Origin of the sequence: Amycolatopsis sp. (genome assembly GCF_036008905.1) — a bacterium.
GTDB lineage: Bacteria > Actinomycetota > Actinomycetes > Mycobacteriales > Pseudonocardiaceae > Amycolatopsis.
Genome location: NZ_DASYMU010000109.1, coordinates 1 through 22000, shown reverse-complemented (window position 1 = coordinate 22000; position 22000 = coordinate 1). Strand labels below are relative to the sequence as shown.

Sequence of the window (22000 nt, the reverse complement as noted above, 5' to 3'; positions counted from 1 at the left end):
CGCTCGCGGGCACCGCCGGGGGATGCCCTCACCACTACGACAACCGGGGCCGCCCGGAATCGACAACCCGGCGCGACGAGTTTCTTTCGGTCCGCTTACGCGGGGGCGCGATCCCAGTCTTCCGGCTCACCGGTGCTGAATGATGGATCTCGGGCGGCACGCGCGTGACGGAGGTTCTGGGGAAATGTGGACACTGGTCCTGATCGGGCTGCTCGGCGGTCTGATCACCGGCGTCTCGCCGTGCATCCTCCCGGTGCTGCCGATCGTGTTCTTCGCGGGCGGCTCGACACGGGCGCAAGTCGAATGGCCCCGGAAGAACCGGCGGCCGTACGCGGTGATCGGCGGGCTGGTGCTCAGCTTCACCGTGTTCACCCTGCTCGGTTCGCTGCTGATCAAGGCGCTGCACACCGTCACGATCTCCGGCACCCCGAATCTCTATCGGCTGACGCAGACCCCGGAGCTGGAAGCCGGTGACGTCACCCTGAATTTCACCCCCGGGCTGCAGGTGTACGCCGTCACCTTCGACTGAGCGCAGGTCCATGATCGAGTAGGGCCGCCCGCCACCGAGCTGCCCGAATTTCGCCCGAAACGAGGAGTTTCCGCATGCGTATCGGTTTCACCCTGCCGCAGTTCGGGCCGCTGGCCCATCAGCCCGACCAGGTCGCGCATTTCGCGCGGCAGATCGAGGAGCAGGTGGGCGGGGACAGCCTGTGGGTCGGGGACCGGCTGCTCGCCCCGGCCAACCCGACCGTCGGCTACGGCGGCGGGGACACGATCCCCGCGTTGTTCAACTCGATCCTGGACCCGTTCGCCCTGCTCACCGTGGCCGCCACCGTCACCGAACGCGTCGAACTCGGCGCCAACGTGCTCAACGCGCCGTGGTACCCGCCCGCGATGCTCGCCCGGTCGCTCACCACCATCGACCTGCTCAGCGCGGGACGGCTGCTGCCCGGTTTCGGCGTCGGCTGGTCGCCGGAGGAGTACGAGGCCACCGGGGTGCCGATGAGCGAGCGCGGCGCCCGGCTCGACGAGTGCCTCGACGCCCTCGAAGCGCTGTGGACCACTGATCCCGCCGAGTACAACGGCAAGTACTGGAAGGTGCCCAGCACCCGCTCCGAGCTCAAGCCCACCCGGAAAGGCGGCCCGCCGATCTACCTCGCGGGGTTCGCCCCGGCCGCGCTTCGCCGGGTCGCCCGCCGCGCGGACGGCTGGCTCCCGGTCCACCGGCCCGGCACCGGCGAGTTCGACCCGGAAGCCTCGATCACCACCCCGCTGAACCACATCCGGCAGCTCGCGGAGGCCGAAGGCCGCGACCCGGCGAGCATCGGGACGGTCCTGCGCGTCTATCCCGTCGAAGGCGTCACCGCGGAGGAGTGCGGGGACGTGCTCGCCAGGGCCGGGCGGGAAGCCGGTACCGAGCACGCGTTCGTCGACCTGCAGTGCCTTGCCGAAAGCGTCGACCACGCACTGGAACTCGCCGAGCGCATCCTGGCCCGCGCGCGGCGGTAATGACCGATTCGGCCCGGGTAAGGTCGGAAACCCGGCCGAAGCGGGCCTCGGGAATCGTTGAGGACCGAAGTCCGTTGGAGAGGTAGGAGGAGAGTGACGACATGACTGTGTCCAGTGAGAAGGCTGTCCTGGCCGGCGGCTGTTTCTGGGGCGTGCAGGACCTGATCCGCAAGTACGACGGGGTCATTTCCACCCGCGTCGGCTACACCGGCGGTGACGTGCCCAACGCGACGTACCGCAACCACGGGACCCACGCCGAGGCCCTCGAAATCGTGTTCGACCCGGAGAAGATCAGCTACCGGCGGCTGCTGGAGTTCTTCTTCCAGATCCACGACCCGACGACGAAGAACCGTCAGGGCAACGACATCGGGCTGAGCTACCGGTCCGCGATCTACTACGTCAGCGACGAGCAGAAGCGGGTCGCCGAGGAGACCATCGCGGACGTCGACGCGTCGGGTCTCTGGCCGGGCAAGGCCGTGACCGAGGTCGAGCCCGCCGGGCCGTTCTGGGAAGCGGAGCCCGAGCACCAGGACTACCTGCTGCGTTACCCGCAGGGCTACACCTGCCACTTCATCCGGCCGGACTGGAAACTCCCGTCCCGCAAGGCGTCGGCTTCGCAGTGACGATCCGCTAGTCGTACTCAGGGTAGATAGGGGTCTCCTCAAGGGAGGCCCCTATCACTTTGTCACCGCCCTACGAGCGGTTGACGGTCGTACCTCTCGCTGACAGGCTCGGACCGGACGGACCGGACTGGAGGGGACACCGATGCCGGAAGGTGGCCCGAGCGCGCCGCCGCGCGCGTTCGTCAGCACCCTGCTTCGTCATGGCATGCCGGAAGAGCGCATCGATCCGGCCGACGACGACGAAACGGGCGACGCCGAGAGCATTGGCGAAGCCACCCTCGCGCGCGCGTCCCGCTACGCCGTGATCGGCCCCCTGCTGTACCGCATCGCCGCTTTTCCCAAGGTATTCATCGGTTTCGCCAGCGCGAACGGCTCGGTCGGGCTGGCCCCGGTCCTGACCACGACCGTGCTCGCGGTGGTGGTCAACGCGGCCGCGCTCGCCTGGGTGCTGCGGGCCGGTGGCCTGCGCGCCAGGACGGCCGGCCGCGCCCTCGCGCTCGACCTCGTGGTCGGCCTGCTGCTCAACGTCGCCGTCGCGGTCAGTGTCCCGGATTCGGTGCAGCCCTTCGCCATCGACGTCACGTGGACCTGGATGGTGGGCGCCATCGGCATGTGGGTGTGCGCCTTCGGGCTCCCCGCGGCACTGTGGCTGCTGGCGGCGGCCGTGCCGCTGCGGCTGGCGCTGACCTGGGCCGGCGGGCTGCCGCTGTCCGACCCGCTCGCGCTGAACCGGTCGGTCGGCTGCATGGTGGCGCTGCTCGTGTCCATCGTGACCTGCGCGGGGATTCTCATCCTGCTCGGCGTCGGCACCCGGTTCGCCCTCGACATCGGGCTCCGGCGTGGTCAACAGGTGGAGCGCCGCCGGACCCGGCGCCTCATGCACGACAGTGTGTTGCAGACGTTGGAGGCGCTCGCGCTCGCGACACCGAGCGACGACGCCCAGGCCGCGCAACGGTTGTCGGAACTCCGCTCACTCGCGGGGGCCGAAGCGGCCGACCTGCGCCGCCGGATCAGCGAGCCGCTGCCGACGGGGTCGTCCCGCAGCCTGGTGGTGGAACTCGCCGAAGTGGCCGCGGACATGGCCCGTGACGGCCTGCGCACGCAACTGGTCGCGGCCGACCTCGACGAGGAGTACGCGATGTCGCAGGCGCGGCGGACGGCGATGTGCGAGGCGGTGCGGGAATCGTTGCGCAACACCGTCAAACACGCCGACACCAACCAGGTCGTGCTCCGGGTGGAGGAACGCGACGGCGGGATCATGGTGGTCGCGCGGGACCACGGCGAGGGGTTCGACGTACGGGATCGGCCGCCAGGTTTCGGGATCAGCCAGTCGATCATGGCCCGGCTCGCGGAGGTCGGCGGCCACGGCGCCATCGACTCACAACCGGGTCACGGCACCAAGGTCACCCTGTGGGTACCCCGCTGAGCAGCAACCTTCGCCATCTGTCGACAGATGGCGGTCGTTAAGAACTGAGGGAATCGAGCAGCTTGAGGCGTTCGGCCGAGCTCGACCCCGCTTCCGCGCCACTGAAGACGATCCGCTGACCCGGGTCGTCGGGCAGGCGAAGGCTTTCCGTGTTGAGGATCAGGTCTCCGACGACCGGGTGGTGCAGCTTGCGCACCGAATGCAGGCATTCGCCGACCGGATGGGTGGCCCAGATCCGCACGAAGTCCGGGCTCTTGATGCTCAGTTCACCGATCAGCTCGGCCAGCAGATGGTCGTCGGGCTGATCACTCGACGCGTTGCGGAGGTAGGACGCGGAGCTGCGTGCTTCGGTTTCCCAGTCGGCGTGGAGGTCGCGCATCGCCGGGTCGAGGAAGAGGTTCTTCGTCATGTTCGGCCGCTGGTCGGGCCGCAGGCCGAACAGCGCGAAGCCGAGCCGGTTGGCGCCGAGCAGGTCCGAGCGGCGGCCGACGATGATCGCCGCCTGGTCCGCGCTGCTTTCGGCGAGCGCCAGTACCGATTTGCGGACCTGTTCGGGTCCGGTGTCCCGGCGCACGACCTGGGCCGGCCGGGCCAGGCGCAGCAGATGTGACCGCTCACCGGTGTCGAGCTGGAGCGCGTTGGCGATCGACTCCATCACCGAGTCCGACATCTGGTGGCTCTCGCCCTGCTCGATGCGGGTGTAGTAGTTGACGCTGACTCCCGCGAGCTGGGCGACCTCTTCGCGGCGTAAGCCCGGAACGCGGCGCGGGTTGCCGTAGGTCCGCACCCCGCTGTCCTCCGGGGACAAAGCCGCGCGGCGCGTCCGGAGGAAGTCTCCGAGGACTTGGGACGGGTTCCTCTGCTCGCTCATGACCCCATCTTCCTTCCGCCGTCGGGCCGGTGCCTATCCCTGCCGTGGGTACCCATCGCAGGGTGCGGCGCGGGGCTTTCCCCAGTGACAACGTGAGGAAGCGACGAAGTATTCGCTGTTGATGGTGAAAGAGGAGCAGAAATGACCGACAAGAAGATCATCGCCGTGGTGGGTGCGACCGGTTCGCAGGGCGGTGGCCTGGTCAGGGCGATCCTGGCCGACCCGGAAGGCCCGTTCACGGTACGGGCGCTGACGCGCAGCGCAGACTCGGCCGCGGCGAAGGAATTCGCCGCGCAAGGTGCCGAGGTGGTCGAGGCCGACCTGGACGACGAGGCCAGCCTGCGCAAGGCCTTCGACGGCGCGTACGGCGCTTTCGTGGTCACGAACTTCTGGGTCCAGCGGACACCGGAAGAGGAGAAGGCCCGCACCCGCGCCGAGATGGAACTCGCGCAGGCGGCCGCGGCGGCCAGGGCCGCGAAGGACGCCGGACTCGAGCACGTGGTCTGGTCCACTCTCGAAGACACCCGGCCGCATTTCGAGCGGCTCGGCAGTGAGCTCCCGACGCTCCTGGAGACCTACAAGGTCCCGCATTTCGACGCGAAGGGCGAGGCGAACGAGTTCTTCACCGAGCTCGGCGTGCCCACCACGTTCCTGCAGACGACCTTCTACTACGAGTCGTTCCTGCTCGGACAGGGCCCGCACCGCGACGAAAACGGTCAGCTCGTCCTGACGAACCCCATGGCAGATCAGAAGATGTCCCTTATCGCGTCCGAGGACATCGGGCGCACGGCGTTCGGCATCTTCCGGCGCGGGGCCGACTTCATCGGCAAGACGGTGAGTATCGCCGGTACGCACGCCACGGGCGACGAGCTCGCCGCGAAGTTCACCGACGTGCTCGGCGAGAAGGTCGTCTACCGGCCGCAGACGCACCACGAGGTCCGGGCGGCGGGATTCCCCGGTGCGGACGAAATCGCGAACATGTACCAGTTCTACTCGGACGCGTCCGAGTACTTCGTCGGCGTCCGCGACCTCGATCTGGTGCGGGAGCTCAACCCGCAGCTCCGCTCGCTCGATTCGTGGCTGCGGGAGCACAAGAGCGAGATCCCGCTCGGCTGAGCGTTTCCGACCAACTGAGGGGAGAAGAAATGCACAACGAACTGACCGGCAAAGTGGCACTGGTGACCGGTGGTTCCCGCGGAGTCGGCGCGGCCGTCGCACGCCGGCTCGCCGAGGCGGGCGCGGACGTGGCCTTCAGCTACGTGAACTCCAAGGACAAAGCGAACGCGCTGGTCGACGAGCTCAAAGCGCTCGGGGTGCGTGCTTCCGCGTACCGAGCCGACCATGCCGACGACGCCAGAGTGACCCGGCTGGTCGACGAAGTCGCGGCGGACTTCGGGCGGCTGGACGTCCTGGTCAACAACGCCGGCGTCTTCGTCACCGGCGGGCTCGCGGACCCGGATCGCGACGAAACCGTGTTCGCGCACCAGTTCGCGGTCAATGTCACCTCGGCGGTGACGGTGACGCGGTCCGCGGCGAAGCACCTCGGCGACGGTGGGCGGATCATCCTGATCAGTTCGGTCGGGGTGAACCGCACCACCGGCCCGTACGGCGATTACGCCGCGGGCAAGGCGGCTTTGGAGACCTACGGCCGAACGTGGAGCCACGAGTTCGGCCCACGGGGGATCACCGTCAACACCGTGCAGCTCGGCCAGATCGAGACCGACATGCTGATCCTGGCGCCGGACGAGGCCGCGCTGTCGGCGATTCCCATGCGGCGCTTCGGGAAACCGGAGGAGGTCGCCGAAGCCGTCGCCTATCTCGCGGGCCCGGCGGCCGGGTTCGTCACCGGTGCCAACCTGCGGATCGACGGCGGCTTCAGCGCCTGATCGGCCACCGCCATCTGTCGACAGATGGCGGGTGTCAGGCGCGGGGTTTCAGCTGGCCGTTCGGCATCACCGGGGCGGGGAGGACGGTGAGCCAGGCGTCGGGGAACGTTCCGTACGGACCTTCCTCGTGGTCGGTCGCGGCCTGGGCCTGCCATTCCGTGCGGAACCGGACGATCTCCTCATGGGTGCGGCCGATGAAGTTCCACCACATGATGATGCGTTCGTTCAGCGGTTCCCCGCCCAGCAGCACCGCACGGACCGGCCGATCGCCGGTTTCGATCGTCAGCGAGGTCGCGCCGAGCGGGACGTAGAGCAGTTCCGCGTCGGTGGCGGTGATCCCCGCGACCCGGATCTCTCCGGCGTCGACCAGGATCCCGTGTTCGAAGGCCGGGTCGACGTCGAGCTCGAGGGTGGTCCCGGCGGGGATGTTCAGTTCCGCGCCGAGCAGGGGCGTGCTCGTTTCGACCGGGGACGTCGAGCCCATCAGGGAGCCGAGGAAGACGGTCAGCTTCGCGTCGCCGACGATGATCGGCTCCGGGGCGAAGTATTCGAACCGCGGCTCGGTGAACCGGTCGCGCTCCGGTAGCGCGACCCACAGCTGGACACCGTGCAGGACCTTGGTTTCCGGCGTGGTGAACTCCGAATGCGCGATGCCCCGGCCCGCGGTCATCAGGTTCATCTCCCCGGCGCGGATCAGGGATTTCGTCCCGATCGTGTCGAGGTGTTCGAGCAGTCCCGAGAACAACCACGAGACCGTCTGCAGGCCAGTGTGGGGATGGCCGGGCAGGTTCATCGCGGTGGTTTCGGAGATTTCGTTCGGGCCGTAGTGGTCGACGAAGCACCACGCCCCGATCAGCGACCTCGCGCGCTGCGGCAGCGTCCGCCGCACCGGCTTGGCACGGGGCCCGCCGAGCGGGACGAGCCGTGGTTCCAGTACTTCCGGGGTGGCCTGGGCTGCCGACGATTCACACGGCACGACCTCCGGGTGTGCGTCGAGATTGCTCACGGGAGGTTCCTCACTCGCGCTGGGAGAACGGCCATGCGGCGATGGTACGCCCGAGTTGACATGTCCACCACCGCGCGCTATCCGTTGTCGATATGACCGCGGACGTCGCCGTTCTCGCCGATCCAGCCCTTGGTGGCGGCGTACGCGAGCATCTTGTCGAAGCGGGACGACCAGTCCTCGCCCGTCCTCCCGTCGGCCAGCGCGCGCAGTGCCTCCGGCGAGACGAACACATGCTTCTCGCCGGCCGCGAGCGTGCCGATCTTGTGCTTGGCCAAGAGCGCCGTGAGCGCCTCGGTGTCGAGTTCCGGGGCCACCACGACGTCGAACGTCGTGCAGTCGTCGGGCTCGACCAGGTCGGGTCCCGAACTGGTCAGGTGCAGGTGCATGGATGAACCTTACGATCGTGGAGGGCGGCGGTCTCCACGATCGTAGGGCTAAGGGCGACCGACCCGCGTGCTTTCGGGCGGTCCCGCGGAACACGAGTCGGCCGGGCTGGTTCTCCTGCAGAACAGCGACTTCCACGTCCGCCTGCTGCTGAGTCAAGGCCGGAAGCTACCCCGCGTCCGCAACCACCGCCATCTGTCGACAGATGGCGAAGACAACAGCGCCGCTCAGCCGAGGCCGTTGTGGTTGATCACCTGCGAGTACCAGCGCGCGCTTTGTTTCGGCGTGCGGCGCTGGGTTTCGTAGTCGACGTGCACGATGCCGAACCGCTTGGCATAGCCCTCCGCCCATTCGAAGTTGTCCAGCAGCGACCAGTAGAAGTACCCCCGGAGGTCCACGCCACCCAGGATCGCGGCATGCGCGGCCCGCAGGTGGGAGTCGAGGAACGCGACCCGGTCGTGATCGTCGACCTGTCCGTCACCGTGCTCGTGATCGGGATAGGCGGCGCCGTTTTCGGTGATGTACAACGGGATCGCGGGGTACTCCCGGTGGACGCGCAGCAGGATGTCGGTCAGCCCGTCCGGCTGGACCTGCCAGCCGGACTCGGTGCGCGGCAGGCCGTCGTCGGTCACGAACGCGACGGTTTCCGCGCCGATCCAGGCCGGTCCGCCCGGCTCGGTGCCCTCCCGCGGCGTCCCGGTGACCTGGTAGCCGCGGTAGTAGTTCACCCCGAGCAGATCCAGCGGCGCGGAGATGACGCCGAGGTCGCCCGCGCGGACGTGGTCGGCCAGGCCGAAGGGCGCGAGATCTTCCACGAGGTCTTCGGGATACGCGCCGCGCAGCACCGGATCGAGGAACAACCGGTTCTGCAGGCCGTCGATCCGCCGCACCGCCTCGAGATCGGCGGCCGACCCGGGATCGGCCGGAACCACTGGGAAAAGGTTGAGTGTGAGGCCCGCCTTCGACCCGGGCGCGTGCCGCCGGATGACGTCCATCGCGAGGCCGTGCCCGAGCAGGAGGTGGTGCACCGCGGCGACAGCGGCTTTCGGATCGGTGCGGCCCGGGGCGTGGATCCCTTGTGCGTAGCCGAGGATCGCGGCACACCATGGCTCGTTCAACGTCGTCCAGGACACGACGCGGTCGCCGAGCCGGGACACGATCGTCTCGGCGTATTCGGCGAAGCGGTACGCCGTGTCCCGATTGGCCCAGCCGCCGTCGTCCTCGAGCGTCTGCGGCAGGTCCCAGTGGTAAAGCGTCGCCCACGGCGCGATCCCGGCGGCGAGCAGCCGGTCGACCAGCCTGTCGTAGAAGTCGAGGCCGCGGCTGTCCGGTTCCCCGGCGTCGGGCCGGATCCGGGGCCAGGCGGTGGAAAACCGGTACGCGCCGAGACCGAGATCCCGCATGAGTTCGACGTCTTCGCCGTACCGGCGGTAGTGGTCCGCGGCCGGTTCACCGGTGTCGCCGTTCACCACCGCGCCCGGCTGGCGGCAGAAAGTGTCCCACACGGACGGCGAACGTCCGTCCACTGTGGTCGAACCCTCGATCTGGAAGGCGGCGGTGGCCGCGCCCCAGACGAACCCCGGCGGGAAGGCGACCTCGGTCGCGGCTTCGGCGGGTTGTACGGACATGGTCACCCTTTCACGGCACCTTGCATGATTCCGGCCACGATCTGGCGGCCGAGGAGGAGGAAGACGATCAGGATCGGGATGGTCGCCAGCGTCGTCCCGGCCAGTACCAGCGAATAGTCGACGTAGTAACCGCTTTGCAGCTTTTCCAGTGCCAGCTGGATGGTCGGGTTGCCGACGTCGAGCACCACCAGTGGCCACAGGAAGTCGTTCCACGAGGTCATGAACGTGAACATGGCGAGGATCGCCGCGGCCGGTCGCACGGCGGGCATACAGACGCTCCAGAAGATCCGGAACATGCTGCAGCCGTCCATGCGTGCCGCCTCGATGAGCTCGTACGGCAAAGCGTCCATTGTGTACTGACGCATCCAGAACACGCCGAACGCGGTGACCAGGTTGGGCACGATCACCGCCTGCAATCCGCCGGCCCAGCCCAGCTCGGACATCGCGATGAACAGCGGGATGATGCCGAGCTGGGTCGGCACCGCCAGCGTCACCACGATGAACACGAACAGCGCGTTGCGACCGGGGAATCTCACCTTGGCGAAGGCGAACCCGGCCAAGGACGAGAAGAGCACGGTGCTCACGGTCACCGTGCCCGCCACGATGACGCTGTTGCCGAGCGCCTTCCAGAACGGGACCGCGTCGAACACCCTCGCCGCGTTGGCGAAGAAGTTCCCGCCCGGCAGGATCGGCGGCACCTTCTCGGTGAGCATCGAACTGTCCCGGCTGGCGACCAGCGCCGACCAGTAGAACGGGAAGATCGAGCCCAGTACGAACGCGATCAGCAGGCCGTACACCAGGAAGTTCGGCCGGCCGAGCCGGGAACCGCCGTCAGTGCGCCGCAGGAACTGGGGGAGTACGGCCATCACTTGAGTCCCGTCGTCCGCGTGAGCCTTCGGGTGACCAGGAAGTTGACCCCGGCGATCACGATGATCAGCACGAACAGCACCCAGGCGATCGCCGAGGCGTAACCGAGGCTGAAGTTCTCGAAACCGGACTGGTACATGTACAGCGTCACCGTCTGGAACTGGTTGGTGGAACCGCCGTTGTTCGATCCGGGCATGGCGTCGAACAACTTGGGCTCGGTGAAGATCTGCAGGCCGCCGATGGTCGAGGTGATCACCACGAAGATCAGCGTCGGCTTGAGCAACGGCAGGGTGATGCTCACGAACCGGCGGATCGGCCCGGCGCCGTCGACGATCGCCGCTTCCTGCAGCTCCCTGGGGATCGCCTGCATCGCGGCCAGCACGATCAATGCGTTGTAACCGGTCCAGCGCCAGTTGACCATCACGGCGATGGCGACATGGCTGGAGAACGAACCGGCCTGCCAGTCGACGCGGTCCAGCCCGAGGGTCTCGAGCAGGCCGTTGACCAGGCCGTAGCGCGTGCCGAACAGGTTCGCGAAGATGATGCCCAGCGCCACGAGACTGGCCGCGTACGGCAGCAGGATCCCGACCCGCCAGCCGGTCGGCCCGCGGAGTTTGGTGTTGAGCAACGCCGCGAGCAGGACGGCCATGATGATCTGCGGCCCGCTGGAGAGCACGAAAATGCTGAGCGTGTTGGTCAGCGAGTTCCAGAACTGCGCGTCGCCGAACAGTTCCGAGTAGTTCTCGAACCCGATGAACTTCGGGTTGTCGTCCCCGATCTCCCAGTCGAACAACGACACGTAAGCCGTGTACAGCAAGGGAAATACGCCGACGAGCGCGAAGACGACGAAAAACGGCGCGATGTAGAGATACGGCGAATACCGGACATCCCAGCGGCTGAGGCGTTGCCGGAAAGTGGGCCGGGGGGATTGGTGCTTCGGCCCGGCCGCACTTTCCGGCACGATCTTTTCGATCGTGGTCATCGCTTAGCGGGTGATCTTCTTGGCGCCGTCGACGACCTGGGTCCAGGCCTCCGCCGCGGACTTGCCCTGCTCCACCGCGGTCAGGGCGGGACTGGTCACGTTCTCCTGGATCTGGCCGTCACCGGGGCCCTTGTACTGCGGCTTGGTGACCTTTTTCGCCTGGGTCACGAAGAGTTCGCCGACCTTGGTGTCGCCGAAGTACGGGTTGGTCTCGGCCAGCAGCTGCGGGGATTCCAGTGCCTTGGTCTGGCTCGGGAAGGTTCCCTTGGCCTCGAACGCCTTCAGCTGCTGCTCGGGCGCGGTCAGCCAGGCGGCGAGTTCGGCGGCTTCCTTCGGGTGCTTGCTCTGCGTCGGGACGGTCAGGAACGAGCCGCCCCAGTTTCCGCCGCCGCCGGGGAAGGCGTCGGTCACGGCCCACTTGTTGGCGTTCTCCGGCCCGGCCTGTTCCTTGATGACCCCGAGCATCCACGCGGGGCAGACCTTCGTGGCGAAGGCGCTCTGCTTGAAACCGCTGTTCCACTCGTTGCTGAACGCGGTCAGCTTCGCCGACTGTCCCTGTGCGACAGCGGCGGTCACCTTGTCCCAGGCGGACCTGATGCCCGCGTTGGACTCGATCGTCAGTTTGTCGTCACGGTCGAGGTAGCCGACGTCGAGCTGGTTGACCATCGCGTTGAAGTTCTGCGCGGCGGAGTCGAACCACGCCTTGCCGCCGGACTTGCCGATGAACTGCGCACCGGCGGCGAAGTAGCTGTCCCAGGTGGCGAACAGCGGCTTGACCGACGCCGGGTCGGACGGCAGCCCGGCTGCTTCGAACATGTCCTTGCGGTAGCACATCGCCAGCGGCCCGATGTCGGTGCCGTAGCCGACCAGCTTGCCGTCCTTGCTCTTCCCGGCGTCGTACTTCCAGCCGAGCCAGCGGTCCGGGGTGACCTCCTGCGGGCCGATCTTGGTCAGGTCGTTGAACTTCGAGGACTTGTCGAGGATGTCGGAGAGATGGCCTTCCTCGACCGCCTCGATGTCGGCGAGACCGGAACCCGCGCCGAGCTTGGCGATGAGGTTCTGGTGGTGCGGCCCGCCCTGCCCGGTCTTGCGGTGGGTGATCTTGATGTTCGGGTGGAGTGATTCGTACTCCGGCAACAGGTTCTCGTAGCCGAACTCGGTGAAGGTCGCGATGGTGAGCTCGACCTTCTCCCCGGGAGCCGCCGCGGCCGGGGCCGCGGTGTCGTCACCGCCCGCGCAGGCGGTGCTCATGGCAGCCGTTACGGCCAGGCCGACGGCGATGGTGAGGCCTTTTCGGATTCGTCGCACTGCAAACCCCTCAATGGATGGATGACTTCGCCCGGCAAACCGGTGGGTGGATCAAGACTGGGAGCGCTCCCAGATGGGCACTGAGTGTGTCGTGCGCCACCGATCGTGTCAAGATTCCGTGTCCGTGGTGTTACCTTGCGGGAGCGCTCCCAGGTCGGGGCGGCGCGGTATTAAGCTGGTCGGACACAGGGTGAATTCGGGGGGTGTGGTGATTCCGGGTGGTGATGACGGCCGGCCGACGCTGGAGGATGTCGCCGCGTTCGCGGGGGTGTCCCGTTCGACGGCGTCGCGTGCGCTGAACGACGACGCCTACGTCAGCGCCAGGTCCAAGGAGAAGGTTCTCGCGGCGGCGAAGGATCTGGGGTATTTCCCGAACCAGGCCGCGCGGTCGTTGGTGACGCGGCGGACGGGCGCGATCGCGTTGGTGCTTTCCGAGCCCGAGGCGCGGTTGCTCGACGACCCGTACCGGACCGCGGTCATGCGCGCGGGGTACCGCGAACTCGCCGACGTCGGCAGCCAGATGGTGCTGATGTTCGTCGACGGTGGCGAGGATTTGGCTCGTACCATGCGTTTCCTCGAAGGCGGCCACGTCGACGGCGCGCTGGTGTTCGCGCCGCATCGCGCGGATCCGTTGCCCAAGGCGTTGAAGGGGCTTCGGATGCCGGTGGTGTTCGGGGGACAGGCGGGCAGCATCCGCAGCGGCGTGCACGTCGTGGACTTCGACAACAAGGGCGGTGCCCGCCAAGCGGTGCGTCATCTCGTCGAGATCGGCCGGACGCGGATCGCCACCATCGCCGGGCCACAGGACCAAACCGCCGCGGTACAACGGCTTTCCAGTTGGCGTTCGACCCTGCTCGCCGCGGGACTGGACCCGGCCGAGCTGGCCGAGGAAGCCGATTTCACCCTTACCGGCGGGCGTGACGCGATGAGCAGGCTCCTCGCGCGCCGGGGTGACCTCGACGCGGTGTTCGTCGCGAGCGACATGATGGCCGCCGGTGCCCTGCGCACGCTGACCGAGGCCGGGCGGAAGATCCCCGACGACGTCGCCGTCATCAGCTTCGACAACCACGCCTCACTGGCGCCGGTGATGAACCCGCCGCTGACGTCGATCCATCAGGATCCGCAGGCGCAGGTGCGCGAGATGGTCACCATCCTCATGGGACTCCTCGCCGGGGAGGAGATCAAGCCCCGCAACCAGGTGCTGCCGGTGTCCATGACCGTCCGCGAATCGGCGTAAATGGGGTCGCGGGGGTCGCCGAGGTCGGCTACACAGGCAGGGTGAGCGCTGTCGAGATCGCCTGCGACGAGTCCGGGTCGGAGGGCGAAAAGCTCGTCGGCGGCGAGACCGACGTCTTCGCGCACGCCAGCGTCCGCTTGAGTGTCGAAGCGGCGGAGGCCTGTGTCCAGGAGATCCGGGACAGGATCCGGTCGCCGGCCGTGGAGTACAAGGCCAACCACCTGCTCAGGGCGAAGAACCGGCCCGTCCTCGTCTGGCTCCTCGGCCCGTTGGGGCCGATCCACGGCCACGCCCGCGTGCACCTCACCGACAAGACGTTCTTCCTCCTCGGCAAGCTCACCGGCCTGCTGCTGGGATCACCCGACTTAGCCACCACCCTGTACCGCGACGGCCCCGGCGCCTTCGGCCAAGCCAGGTGGGACGCCTTCCTCGAAGCGGGCAACAACCTCCTGCGCGTCAAGAACCGCCGGGCCGTCCGCCCGGTCGAGGAGTTCCTGAGCGTGGTCGACGACCCGAGCACCGGAGTCCTGAGCGAAATCCTGGAACGCTTCCGCCAAGCCACCCCACGCGCGGAGGCCTTCCGCGCGAAGGTGCGCGACGACCCGCAGATGATCCCGCCCCTGGACTCCTGGCTCCCCGCGATCGTCCGGGCCGTCGCCGGCTGGGAAGGCGACTCCGTCTCGATCGTCCACGACGAACAGCTCACCCTGTCCGAAGCGCGTGTCTCGCAGCTCAAGGCCGTCATCGGCGACAGGCTGGCCGGTATCCGGCTGGTCGACTCCCGCTCCGACGCCCGTGTCCAGGTCGCCGACTTCCTCGCCGGCGTCGCCAGGAGGATAGCCTCGGACGAGCTCAACCACCAGGGCGACGCGGAGCTCATCGCGGCACTCCGGCCCTATGTGGACCCGCTGTCGATCTGGATCGGGTGAATACGACCGGGGACTCAACCTTTCGCCCCGTCCATCCGTCGCTACGGGTATGAGGGGATCGAATGGCGCGTGGTGACGACGAGTTCGTCGAGTTCATGCAGGCCTGTTCGGCGCGCCTGCAGCATGCCGCGTACCTGCTCACCGGCGATCGCCACCAGGCCGAGGACGCCGCTCAGACGGCGCTGGCCCGCACTTACGCGGCATGGTCGCGGGTGCGGCACAAGGACGCCTACGCCTACACCCGCACGGTCCTCGTCAACCACGTCATCGACAAGTGGCGCCGCCCGCTGCGGGAGTACGCCGCCGAAGAGGTGCCCGAACGGCCCGTGGCCGGGGCCGTGGAAACCGCCGTCATCCAGCGGGAATGGCTGATGGACATGCTCGACGGACTGACCGTGCGGGAACGCGCGGTCGTGGTGCTCCGGCACTACTTCGATCTTCCCGAGGCCGAGGTGGCCACCGAACTGGGCGTTTCCGTCGGCACGGTGAAGAGCACCAACTCACGAGCGCTCGCGAAGCTGCGGGTCTCGAACGATTCTTCCGGCGGCGACGCCGGACAGGGCGACCAGCCGACGCTGATTGGCGGAACGGGACGATGAAGGACCTCGACAACCTGAAAACAGCGCTGCACACGCCTCCGCCGGAGGGATTCGCCGCGCTCGACACCGGCGCGATCATGTCCGCGGGCAAGCGCATCCGACGCCGTCGCCGGGTACAGAGCGGCGCCGGGCTCGTGGCGGTGGCGGCCGCGGTGGTCCTCGTCGTGACCGGCGTCAACAGTTTCAAGACGGAGACGCCCGTCGCCGCCGGCGGCCCGTCCCTGACGACGTCCGCGCCGCCGCCGCTCACGACCCGGGATCCGGCACAGGAACCCCGCGTCCCACTCGGCGACGTCATCGCGACCGGGATCTTCGATCCGCTGGGGGAGCGCGTCTTCTACCTGGTGAAGGTGGACGCGCCGGTCGAGCTGCCCGACACGCATTTCGGCCTGATGACCGGGCACCGGGCCGCGGACGGGACGTTGTCCGGCGAACTGATGTCCAACGAGTTCAAGGGCTCGGACCGGCGCCCCGGCTTCCACGTCGTCGACGGCGGTGAGATCATCCGCGACCAGTTCGTGCCCGTCTCCGGTTACTACGTCGGGCCGGTCGAGAAGATCATCAGCACCGTGCAAGGGAAACCGGTCCAAGCGCGGCTGGCGCAGTGGAGCGAGGATCCGTCGGTCGTGGTCTTCTGGTTCATCGAGCAGGACGTCGCGTCATCGAAGCTGCTGACACCACCGGTGGCGTTCGGGAAGAACTCGGCCAAACTGCCGAGCTGACCCGGGGGTCGTGCGACCCCCGGGCCGGCTTTCTCAGTCCTCGAGGTCGGCGAGCCGCTCGAGACCGTTCTTCGTCTTGAGCGGGATCTCCTTCAGGAACGCGACAGACAGCAGCACGAGCAACGCGATCGGCGCGCCGATCAGGAAGATCTCGCTCGTCGCGCTGCCGTAGGACTCGCGGATCACGTTCGCCACCGGCTCCGGGAGCTGCGCGAGGTTGGGCACCGCGTGGCTCGAACCCGTTGACGCGCCCGGGATCGGGCCGAGTCCGTCCATGATCAGGGTGCTGACCCTGGTCGCCAGCACCGCGCCCAGCGCGCTGACGCCGATCGATCCGCCGAGGCTGCGGAAGAACGACAGTGTGGAAGTCGCCGCGCCGAGGCTTTCGATCGGCACGTCGTTCTGCGCCACCAGCACCAGGTTCTGCATCAGCATGCCGACCCCGACGCCGAGCACCACCATGTAGACGCTCAGCAGGACCACCGAGGTGTGCGCGTCGATCGTGCCGAGCAGGCCGAGCCCGCCCGCCATCAGCGCGGCCCCGATCAGCAGGTGGTTCTTCCAGAGCCCGGTCTTGCTGATCAGCTGCCCGGAAACCGTCGACGAGACGAGCAGGCCGAAGATCATCGGCAGGCTGAGCAGTCCGGCGACGGTCGGCGTTTTGCCCAGTGACAGCTGGAAATACTGTGACAGGAACACCGTGCCGCCGAACATCGCGACACCGGTGAAGAAGCTCGCGACCGTGGTCAGCGTGACCGTGCGGTTGCGGAACAACGTCAGCGGCAGGATCGGCTCGCGCACCTTGGCCTCGACGAACACCGCGAGCGCCAGGATCGCCAGGCCCGCGACGACCAGACCGGCAGTCCACCACGAAGCCCACTCGAACTGGTTACCGGCCAGCGTGGACCAGACCAGCAGGGTGGACACGCCGAGCATGATCAGGAACGCGCCCAGGTAGTCGACCTTCACGTCGGCTCGGGTGACGGGTAGTCGAAGTGTCTTCTGCAGCAACAAGATCGCCGCGACGGCGAACGGGACACCGATGAAGAAGCACCAGCGCCAGCCCAGCCAAGACGTGTCGACCAGCAGCCCGCCGATGAGCGGTCCCGCGACCGTGCCGACGGCGAACACCGCGCCGAAGATGCCCGAGTACTTGCCCAGTTCCCGCGGCGAGATGATGGACGCCATGATCACCTGCGCCAGCGCGGTGAGCCCGCCGGCGCCGATGCCCTGGGCCACCCGGCTGGCGATCAGGATCTCGATGTTGCCGGCGAACCCGGCGATCAGCGAGCCGACCACGAACAGCGCCAGCGAGACCTGGATCAGCAGTTTCTTGTTGTAGAGGTCGGAAAGCTTGCCCCACAACGGAACCGTCGCGGTCATCGCGAGCAGTTCGGTGGTCACCACCCAGGTGTAGGACGCCTGCGAGCCGCCGAGGTCGGCGATGATGCGCGGGAGCGCGTTGGCCACCACCGTGGAGGCGAGGATGGCGACGAACATCCCCATCATCAACCCGGACAGCGCTTCCAGCACTTGCCTGCGACTCATCGACGTGGACGCCGAGGTCTCCTGGGCGTCCGTGGACGCGGTCATGTGTTTCCCCTCATTCGTGGTTTTCGGGCGCGTTCGGTGCTGGTTGTTAGTTCTTGCCCGGGTCGGGAAGCCCGGCGGCGAGCGCGGCGGCGGCGGCGCGCACGAGTTCTTCCAGCGGCTGTTTCCCGTCGAGCCGGTACCAGTGCCGGACCGCCGCGTTGAACACGCCGCAGACCGCGGAAAACAGCAGACCGGGATACAGGTCCTCTTCCGGGTCGAGCCCGGTGCGGCGGCCGATGGCGGTGAGCATCGACAGTTCCGACTCGCCGCCGATCGCGATCAGGCGGGACACCAGCGACGGGTTGGCCTCGATCACGGCGATGCGGTGCAGCCACTCCTCGCGGTCCTCTTGGATCCGGTCGGCGTGCGAGACGAGCGCGCTGGTCAGCGCCTCGAGCGCGCTCAATTCCGGTGGCGCCGCGAGAAGTGTCTCGGCGGCTTGCTCGCCGTGCTGCGCGTAGTCCGGGTAGGCGATGACCACAGCGTCTTCTTTGCACGCGAAGTAGTTGAAGAACGTCCGCGGGGAGACCCCGACCTCGGCACTGATGTCCTCGACGGTGACGTTGTCCAGCCCTCGCTCGTTGACGAGCTTGACCGCCGTCGACGCGAGCGCGCGGAAGGTGTCGATCTTCTTTCGCTCGCGGAGGCTCATCGCGGGGGCGGTCAAGGGCATGTGATGAGCGTACGGAAATTTTGCACGATCTGCAAAATTGCAGGATGTGCAAAATGGTGGCGTGCGTCACGTGGCATGAACGGACCTTTCATCTCGAAAATTGAGATGAAAGGTCCGTTCATGCCACTTTGGGCGTTACAGGCGCTTCCAGGCTTCGGTGAGCGAAGACCGGAGGATCTGCTCGATCTCGTCGAACTGCTCCTGGCCGCAGATCAGCGGGGGAGAGAGCTGGATGACGGGCTCGCCGCGGTCGTCGGCCCGGCAGTAGAGGCCGTTTTCGAACAGCGCGCCCGACAGGTACTTGTGCAGGACCCGCTCGGATTCCTCCGGGGTGAAGGTCTCCTTGGTCGCCTTGTCCTTGACCAGTTCGATGCCGTAGAAGAACCCGGCGCCGCGGACGTCGCCGACGATCGGCAGATCGGTCAGCTTGTCCAAAGTGGACCGGAACGCCGCTTCGTTGCCCAGCACGTGACCGTAGATGTCCTCGCGCTCGATGATTTCGAGGTTCGCCAGTGCCACCGCGCACGAAACCGGGTGACCGCCGTAAGTCGAGCCGTGCATGAAGGTGGTGGTGCCGTGGGTGAACGGCTCCATTAGCCGGTCGCTGGCCAGTACCGCCCCGAGCGGCGCGTAGCCCGAGGTCAGGCCCTTGGCGGTGGTGATCATGTCGGGCTGGTAACCGTAGCGCTTGGCGCCGAAGTCGTGGCCCAGCCGCCCGAACGCGCAGATGACCTCGTCCGACACGAGCAGCACGTCGTACCGGTCGCAGATTTCGCGCACCCGCTGGAAGTATCCCGGCGGCGGCGGGAAACAGCCGCCGGTGTTCTGCAGTGGTTCGAGGAACACCGCGGCGACGGTGTCCGGGCCCTCGAACTCGATGGCCTGCGCGATGCGGTCGGCGGCCCAGAGTCCGAAGGCCTCGTAGTCGTCGGCGTGCTCCGTGGCGCGGTAGAAGTTGGTGTTCGGCACGCGCAAGGTGCTCGGCACGAGCGGTTCGAAGTCCGCCTTCGCGCCGGGGAGGCCGGTGATCGACAACGCCCCGGCGGAGGTGCCGTGGTAGGCGAGCGCGCGGCTGACCACCTTGTGCTTGTTCGGTTTCCCGGTCAGCTTGAAGTACTGCTTGGCCAGTTTCCACGCCGTCTCAACGGATTCGCCGCCGCTGACGGTGAAGAACACGCGGTTGAGGTCGCCGGGGGCATCGGTCGCGAGGCGTTCGGCGAGCTGGATCGCGGCCGGATGCGCGTGGCCCCACAACGGGAAGTAGGCGAGTTCGCGAGTCTGCTTCGCGGCGGCTTCGGCGAGTTCCTCACGCCCGTGGCCGACGCCGACGGCGAACAGTCCGGCGAGCCCGTCGAGGTAGCGCTTGCCGTTGGCGTCCCAAACGTAGGCGCCGTCGCCGCGCACGATGACCGGGACGTCGCCGGCGGCGCCGTCGCCGTGCCGGGTGAAGTGCATCCACAGGTGGTCGCGGGCCGATGCGGAGAGACGCTCCGAAGACCAGGTGCCGGTTTCCCGCGTGCTGCCGCTGTCGGTCATCATACCCTCACTTGGATGCTGATTTCGTAGTGCTGGAGTTCTGTAGATACGTTTATCGCATACTGTGGCACGCGATGCAACTGAATCAGCGTCTGGCAGACTTCGGCGCGTGACGGGAACAGTGCTGGTGCTGGGTGGCCGCAGTGAAATCGGCCTCGCGGTCGCGGAGCGGCTCGTCCGCGGCGGCGCGGGCAAGGTCGTGCTGGCGGCGCGGCGGAGCAAAGAACTCGACGCCGAAGCCGCCCGGCTGCTGGACGCCGGAGCCGCCGCCGTCGAGCGGGTCGAGTTCGACGCTGACGACGTCGCCGCCCATGAATCGGTGTTACGGGAAATTGCGGACACGCATGGGCCACTTGGCGTAGTGGTCACCGCTTTCGGCATTCTTGGTGACCAATCGCGTGCCGAGAGTGACGCCGCACATGCCGTCGCCATTGTGCACACCGATTATGTGGCACATGTGAGCGTGCTCACTCATCTCGCCACCCTTCTTCGGGCCCAGGGAAACGGTCAGCTCGTCGTTTTCTCCTCCGTCGCCGGAATCCGTGTCCGCCGCGCCAACTATGTGTACGGCTCGGCCAAGGCGGGTCTCGACGGTTTCGCCAGCGGTCTTGCCGACGCGCTGGCCGGGAGCGGTGTGCACTTGGTGATGGTCAGGCCCGGTTTCGTGGTCGGGCGGATGACCGAGGGGATGTCACCGGCGCCGTTTTCGAGTACACCGGATCAGGTCGCCGATGCCACCGTTTCGGCGCTCAATCGACGTCGTCATGTCATTTGGGTACCAGGAGTGTTACGTCCGGTATTCGCGGTAATGCGGCTCCTGCCGCGCGCGATTTGGCGCCGGATGCCGCGATAACAAGTTCCTGACAGGTTTCTCAGGGAATCCCCAGCCCAATTCTCAGCATCCTTTGAGAAAGTCCGGTAATTGTTGGACGTACCGGTTTCGATCAGGTTCTGAGAAGAGGGTCCACTGTGCTGCTCACACCCAGGGGTTGGCGGCGCAGCCGTCGGGTGGTCCTCGGCATGGTGTCGATCCTGGTCCTCGGCGCAACCGGCTACGCCTGGATGCAGCTGAGCAAACTGGACACCGGCATCACCACGGCCAACGTCATCGAGCCCTCAGCCCAGACGCCGACCGGCACCAAGTCGCTGACGGTCGACCAGAACATCCTGCTGGTCGGGCTGGACTCCCGCACCGACGCGCAGGGCAACCCGCTGCCGCAGGATCTGCTCAACATGCTCCATGCGGGCGACAGCAGCGATGGCGGTGACACCACCGACACGATGATCGTGGTGCACATCCCGGCCGGCGGGGGAGCGGCCACGGCGATTTCGATCCCGCGTGATTCCTATGTCGACCTCGCCGGTGGCTTCGGCAAGCACAAGATCAACTCGGCGTACTCGCGTGGCAAGAACGCGGCCGTCAACTCCCTGAGCGCCAAGGGGGTTTCGGGGGCGGCTCTCGAAGTCCAGAGCAACGAGGCCGGGGCGAAAGCGACGATCCAGACCGTCGAGAAGCTGACCGGGCTGACCATCAACCACTACGCCGCGGTGAACCTCGCCGGGTTCTACTCGCTGAGCGTCGCCGTCGGCGGGGTCCAGGTCTGCCTCAACAACGCCGTGAACGACCGGTACTCCGGCGCGAATTTCCCCGCGGGGGTCCAGACCATCGCCGGGGCCGACGCGCTGAAGTTCGTGCGCCAGCGCCACGGGCTGAACAGCGACCTCGACCGCATCGTGCGGCAGCAGGCATTCCTGGCGAGCCTCGCCAAGACCATCCTCGGCGCCGGGACACTGACCGACCCGACGAAGCTGAGCAACCTCATCGAAGCCGTCCAGGGCTCGATCGTCATCGACCAGGGCTGGGACATCCTCAGCTTCGCCTCGCAGCTGCACGGCCTCAGCTCCGGTGCCATCCAGTTCGGCACGATCCCGGTGCAGAGCCTCAGTTTGCCGACGCCGTCCGACGGCGACGCGGTGAAGGTCGATCCCGCTCAGGTGAAGGCCTTCGTCGCCAATGTCATGGGCTCGGGCGCTTCCGCTGCCGGGAACACCACCACCTCGGTGACCACCCCACCCGCGGGCACCCCGCGCGGCGCCCAAGCCATGGACATCTCCACTTCGTCCACCACTCCCGCTCCGCCGCCCGTCACCCCCATGACCGGCTGCGTCAACTAGCTTCCGGTTTGGGTGGTGGTCTTTGGTCGGGTTTCCGGCGCGCCGG

22 protein-coding genes are annotated in these 22000 nt (G+C 67.4%); 12 read left to right on the top strand and 10 right to left on the bottom strand.

Annotated features, from left to right (window positions below; all coding sequences use genetic code 11):
- Positions 1 to 184: 184 nt before the first annotated feature.
- The 4 genes from VGP60_RS20125 to VGP60_RS20110 all read left to right on the top strand — a co-directional run bounded on the left by VGP60_RS20125 (position 185) and on the right by VGP60_RS20110 (position 3558).
- On the top strand, positions 185 to 529 hold the full coding sequence (locus tag VGP60_RS20125; RefSeq protein WP_327549585.1) for a hypothetical protein: 345 nt from the start codon (positions 185 to 187) through the stop codon (positions 527 to 529).
- Between the two features lie 74 nt (positions 530 to 603).
- A complete protein-coding gene (locus VGP60_RS20120) occupies positions 604 to 1509 on the top strand; it encodes a TIGR03619 family F420-dependent LLM class oxidoreductase (protein WP_327549584.1) in 906 nt (301 codons plus the stop codon).
- 101 nt (positions 1510 to 1610) lie between these two features.
- Positions 1611 to 2132, top strand: coding sequence for a peptide-methionine (S)-S-oxide reductase MsrA (gene msrA / locus VGP60_RS20115; RefSeq protein ID WP_327549583.1), 522 nt, complete (start codon positions 1611 to 1613; stop codon positions 2130 to 2132).
- Between the two features lie 142 nt (positions 2133 to 2274).
- Positions 2275 to 3558 (top strand): sensor histidine kinase, encoded by a 1284-nt coding sequence (locus tag VGP60_RS20110; protein WP_327549582.1) that lies wholly within the window; start codon positions 2275 to 2277, stop codon positions 3556 to 3558.
- Between the two features lie 37 nt (positions 3559 to 3595).
- On the opposite strand, the gene VGP60_RS20105 is transcribed toward VGP60_RS20110, so the two are convergent.
- Positions 3596 to 4429, bottom strand: coding sequence for a helix-turn-helix transcriptional regulator (locus VGP60_RS20105; RefSeq protein ID WP_327549581.1), 834 nt, complete (start codon positions 4427 to 4429; stop codon positions 3596 to 3598).
- Positions 4430 to 4570: 141 nt separating this feature from the next.
- Between VGP60_RS20105 and VGP60_RS20100 the strand changes: the two genes are divergently transcribed.
- Together VGP60_RS20100 and VGP60_RS20095 are read left to right on the top strand one after the other, a co-directional pair.
- On the top strand, positions 4571 to 5545 hold the full coding sequence (locus tag VGP60_RS20100) for an NmrA/HSCARG family protein (RefSeq protein ID WP_327549580.1): 975 nt from the start codon (positions 4571 to 4573) through the stop codon (positions 5543 to 5545).
- 29 nt (positions 5546 to 5574) lie between these two features.
- Positions 5575 to 6315: an SDR family NAD(P)-dependent oxidoreductase gene (locus VGP60_RS20095; protein ID WP_327549579.1), complete on the top strand. Its 741-nt coding sequence runs from the start codon at positions 5575 to 5577 to the stop codon at positions 6313 to 6315.
- A 34-nt stretch (positions 6316 to 6349) separates the two neighbouring features.
- Here the strand turns inward: VGP60_RS20095 and VGP60_RS20090 are convergent, their stop codons facing one another.
- The 6 genes from VGP60_RS20090 to VGP60_RS20065 all read right to left on the bottom strand — a co-directional run bounded on the left by VGP60_RS20090 (position 6350) and on the right by VGP60_RS20065 (position 12490).
- Positions 6350 to 7321: a pirin family protein gene (locus tag VGP60_RS20090; RefSeq protein WP_327549578.1), complete on the bottom strand. Its 972-nt coding sequence runs from the start codon at positions 7319 to 7321 to the stop codon at positions 6350 to 6352.
- A 77-nt stretch (positions 7322 to 7398) separates the two neighbouring features.
- Positions 7399 to 7707, bottom strand: a complete 309-nt coding sequence (locus VGP60_RS20085) for a hypothetical protein (protein ID WP_327549577.1) — start codon at positions 7705 to 7707, stop codon at positions 7399 to 7401.
- Between the two features lie 225 nt (positions 7708 to 7932).
- Positions 7933 to 9333: a GH1 family beta-glucosidase gene (locus tag VGP60_RS20080; RefSeq protein WP_327549576.1), complete on the bottom strand. Its 1401-nt coding sequence runs from the start codon at positions 9331 to 9333 to the stop codon at positions 7933 to 7935.
- A 2-nt stretch (positions 9334 to 9335) separates the two neighbouring features.
- Positions 9336 to 10199 carry a carbohydrate ABC transporter permease gene (locus VGP60_RS20075; RefSeq protein ID WP_327549575.1) on the bottom strand — a complete coding sequence of 288 codons (864 nt, stop codon included), beginning with the start codon at positions 10197 to 10199 and terminating at the stop codon, positions 9336 to 9338.
- Complete coding sequence (locus VGP60_RS20070; RefSeq protein ID WP_327549574.1) at positions 10199 to 11182, bottom strand: sugar ABC transporter permease; 984 nt, start codon at positions 11180 to 11182, stop codon at positions 10199 to 10201. The genes VGP60_RS20075 and VGP60_RS20070 overlap by 1 nt, the downstream gene beginning before the upstream one ends.
- A 3-nt stretch (positions 11183 to 11185) precedes the next feature.
- Positions 11186 to 12490: an ABC transporter substrate-binding protein gene (locus VGP60_RS20065; RefSeq protein ID WP_327549573.1), complete on the bottom strand. Its 1305-nt coding sequence runs from the start codon at positions 12488 to 12490 to the stop codon at positions 11186 to 11188.
- A 208-nt stretch (positions 12491 to 12698) separates the two neighbouring features.
- Between VGP60_RS20065 and VGP60_RS20060 the strand changes: the two genes are divergently transcribed.
- The 4 genes from VGP60_RS20060 to VGP60_RS20045 all read left to right on the top strand — a co-directional run bounded on the left by VGP60_RS20060 (position 12699) and on the right by VGP60_RS20045 (position 15977).
- The gene (locus tag VGP60_RS20060) at positions 12699 to 13727 is read left to right on the top strand and encodes a LacI family DNA-binding transcriptional regulator (RefSeq protein WP_327549602.1); all 1029 of its coding nucleotides are present in this window, start codon (positions 12699 to 12701) and stop codon (positions 13725 to 13727) included.
- Between the two features lie 41 nt (positions 13728 to 13768).
- Entirely contained in the window at positions 13769 to 14656 is an 888-nt protein-coding gene (locus VGP60_RS20055) for a DUF3800 domain-containing protein (RefSeq protein WP_327549572.1), read from the top strand.
- Between the two features lie 62 nt (positions 14657 to 14718).
- On the top strand, positions 14719 to 15255 hold the full coding sequence (locus VGP60_RS20050; protein ID WP_327549571.1) for a SigE family RNA polymerase sigma factor: 537 nt from the start codon (positions 14719 to 14721) through the stop codon (positions 15253 to 15255).
- Entirely contained in the window at positions 15252 to 15977 is a 726-nt protein-coding gene (locus tag VGP60_RS20045; protein ID WP_327549570.1) for a hypothetical protein, read from the top strand. Before VGP60_RS20050 ends, VGP60_RS20045 begins: the two co-directional genes overlap by 4 nt.
- Before the next feature lie 33 nt (positions 15978 to 16010).
- Here VGP60_RS20045 and VGP60_RS20040 read toward each other — a convergent pair whose 3' ends face one another.
- From VGP60_RS20040 to VGP60_RS20030, 3 genes are all read right to left on the bottom strand, one after another.
- A complete protein-coding gene (locus VGP60_RS20040) occupies positions 16011 to 17525 on the bottom strand; it encodes an MDR family MFS transporter (RefSeq protein WP_327549601.1) in 1515 nt (504 codons plus the stop codon).
- A 91-nt stretch (positions 17526 to 17616) separates the two neighbouring features.
- Positions 17617 to 18243, bottom strand: a complete 627-nt coding sequence (locus VGP60_RS20035; protein WP_327549569.1) for a TetR/AcrR family transcriptional regulator — start codon at positions 18241 to 18243, stop codon at positions 17617 to 17619.
- A gap of 135 nt (positions 18244 to 18378) precedes the next feature.
- Positions 18379 to 19779 (bottom strand): aspartate aminotransferase family protein, encoded by a 1401-nt coding sequence (locus VGP60_RS20030; protein ID WP_327549600.1) that lies wholly within the window; start codon positions 19777 to 19779, stop codon positions 18379 to 18381.
- A gap of 109 nt (positions 19780 to 19888) precedes the next feature.
- Between VGP60_RS20030 and VGP60_RS20025 the strand changes: the two genes are divergently transcribed.
- Positions 19889 to 20632, top strand: a complete 744-nt coding sequence (locus tag VGP60_RS20025) for an SDR family NAD(P)-dependent oxidoreductase (protein ID WP_327549568.1) — start codon at positions 19889 to 19891, stop codon at positions 20630 to 20632.
- A 116-nt stretch (positions 20633 to 20748) separates the two neighbouring features.
- Positions 20749 to 21954, top strand: coding sequence for an LCP family protein (locus VGP60_RS20020; protein ID WP_327549567.1), 1206 nt, complete (start codon positions 20749 to 20751; stop codon positions 21952 to 21954).
- Positions 21955 to 22000 lie beyond the last annotated feature (46 nt).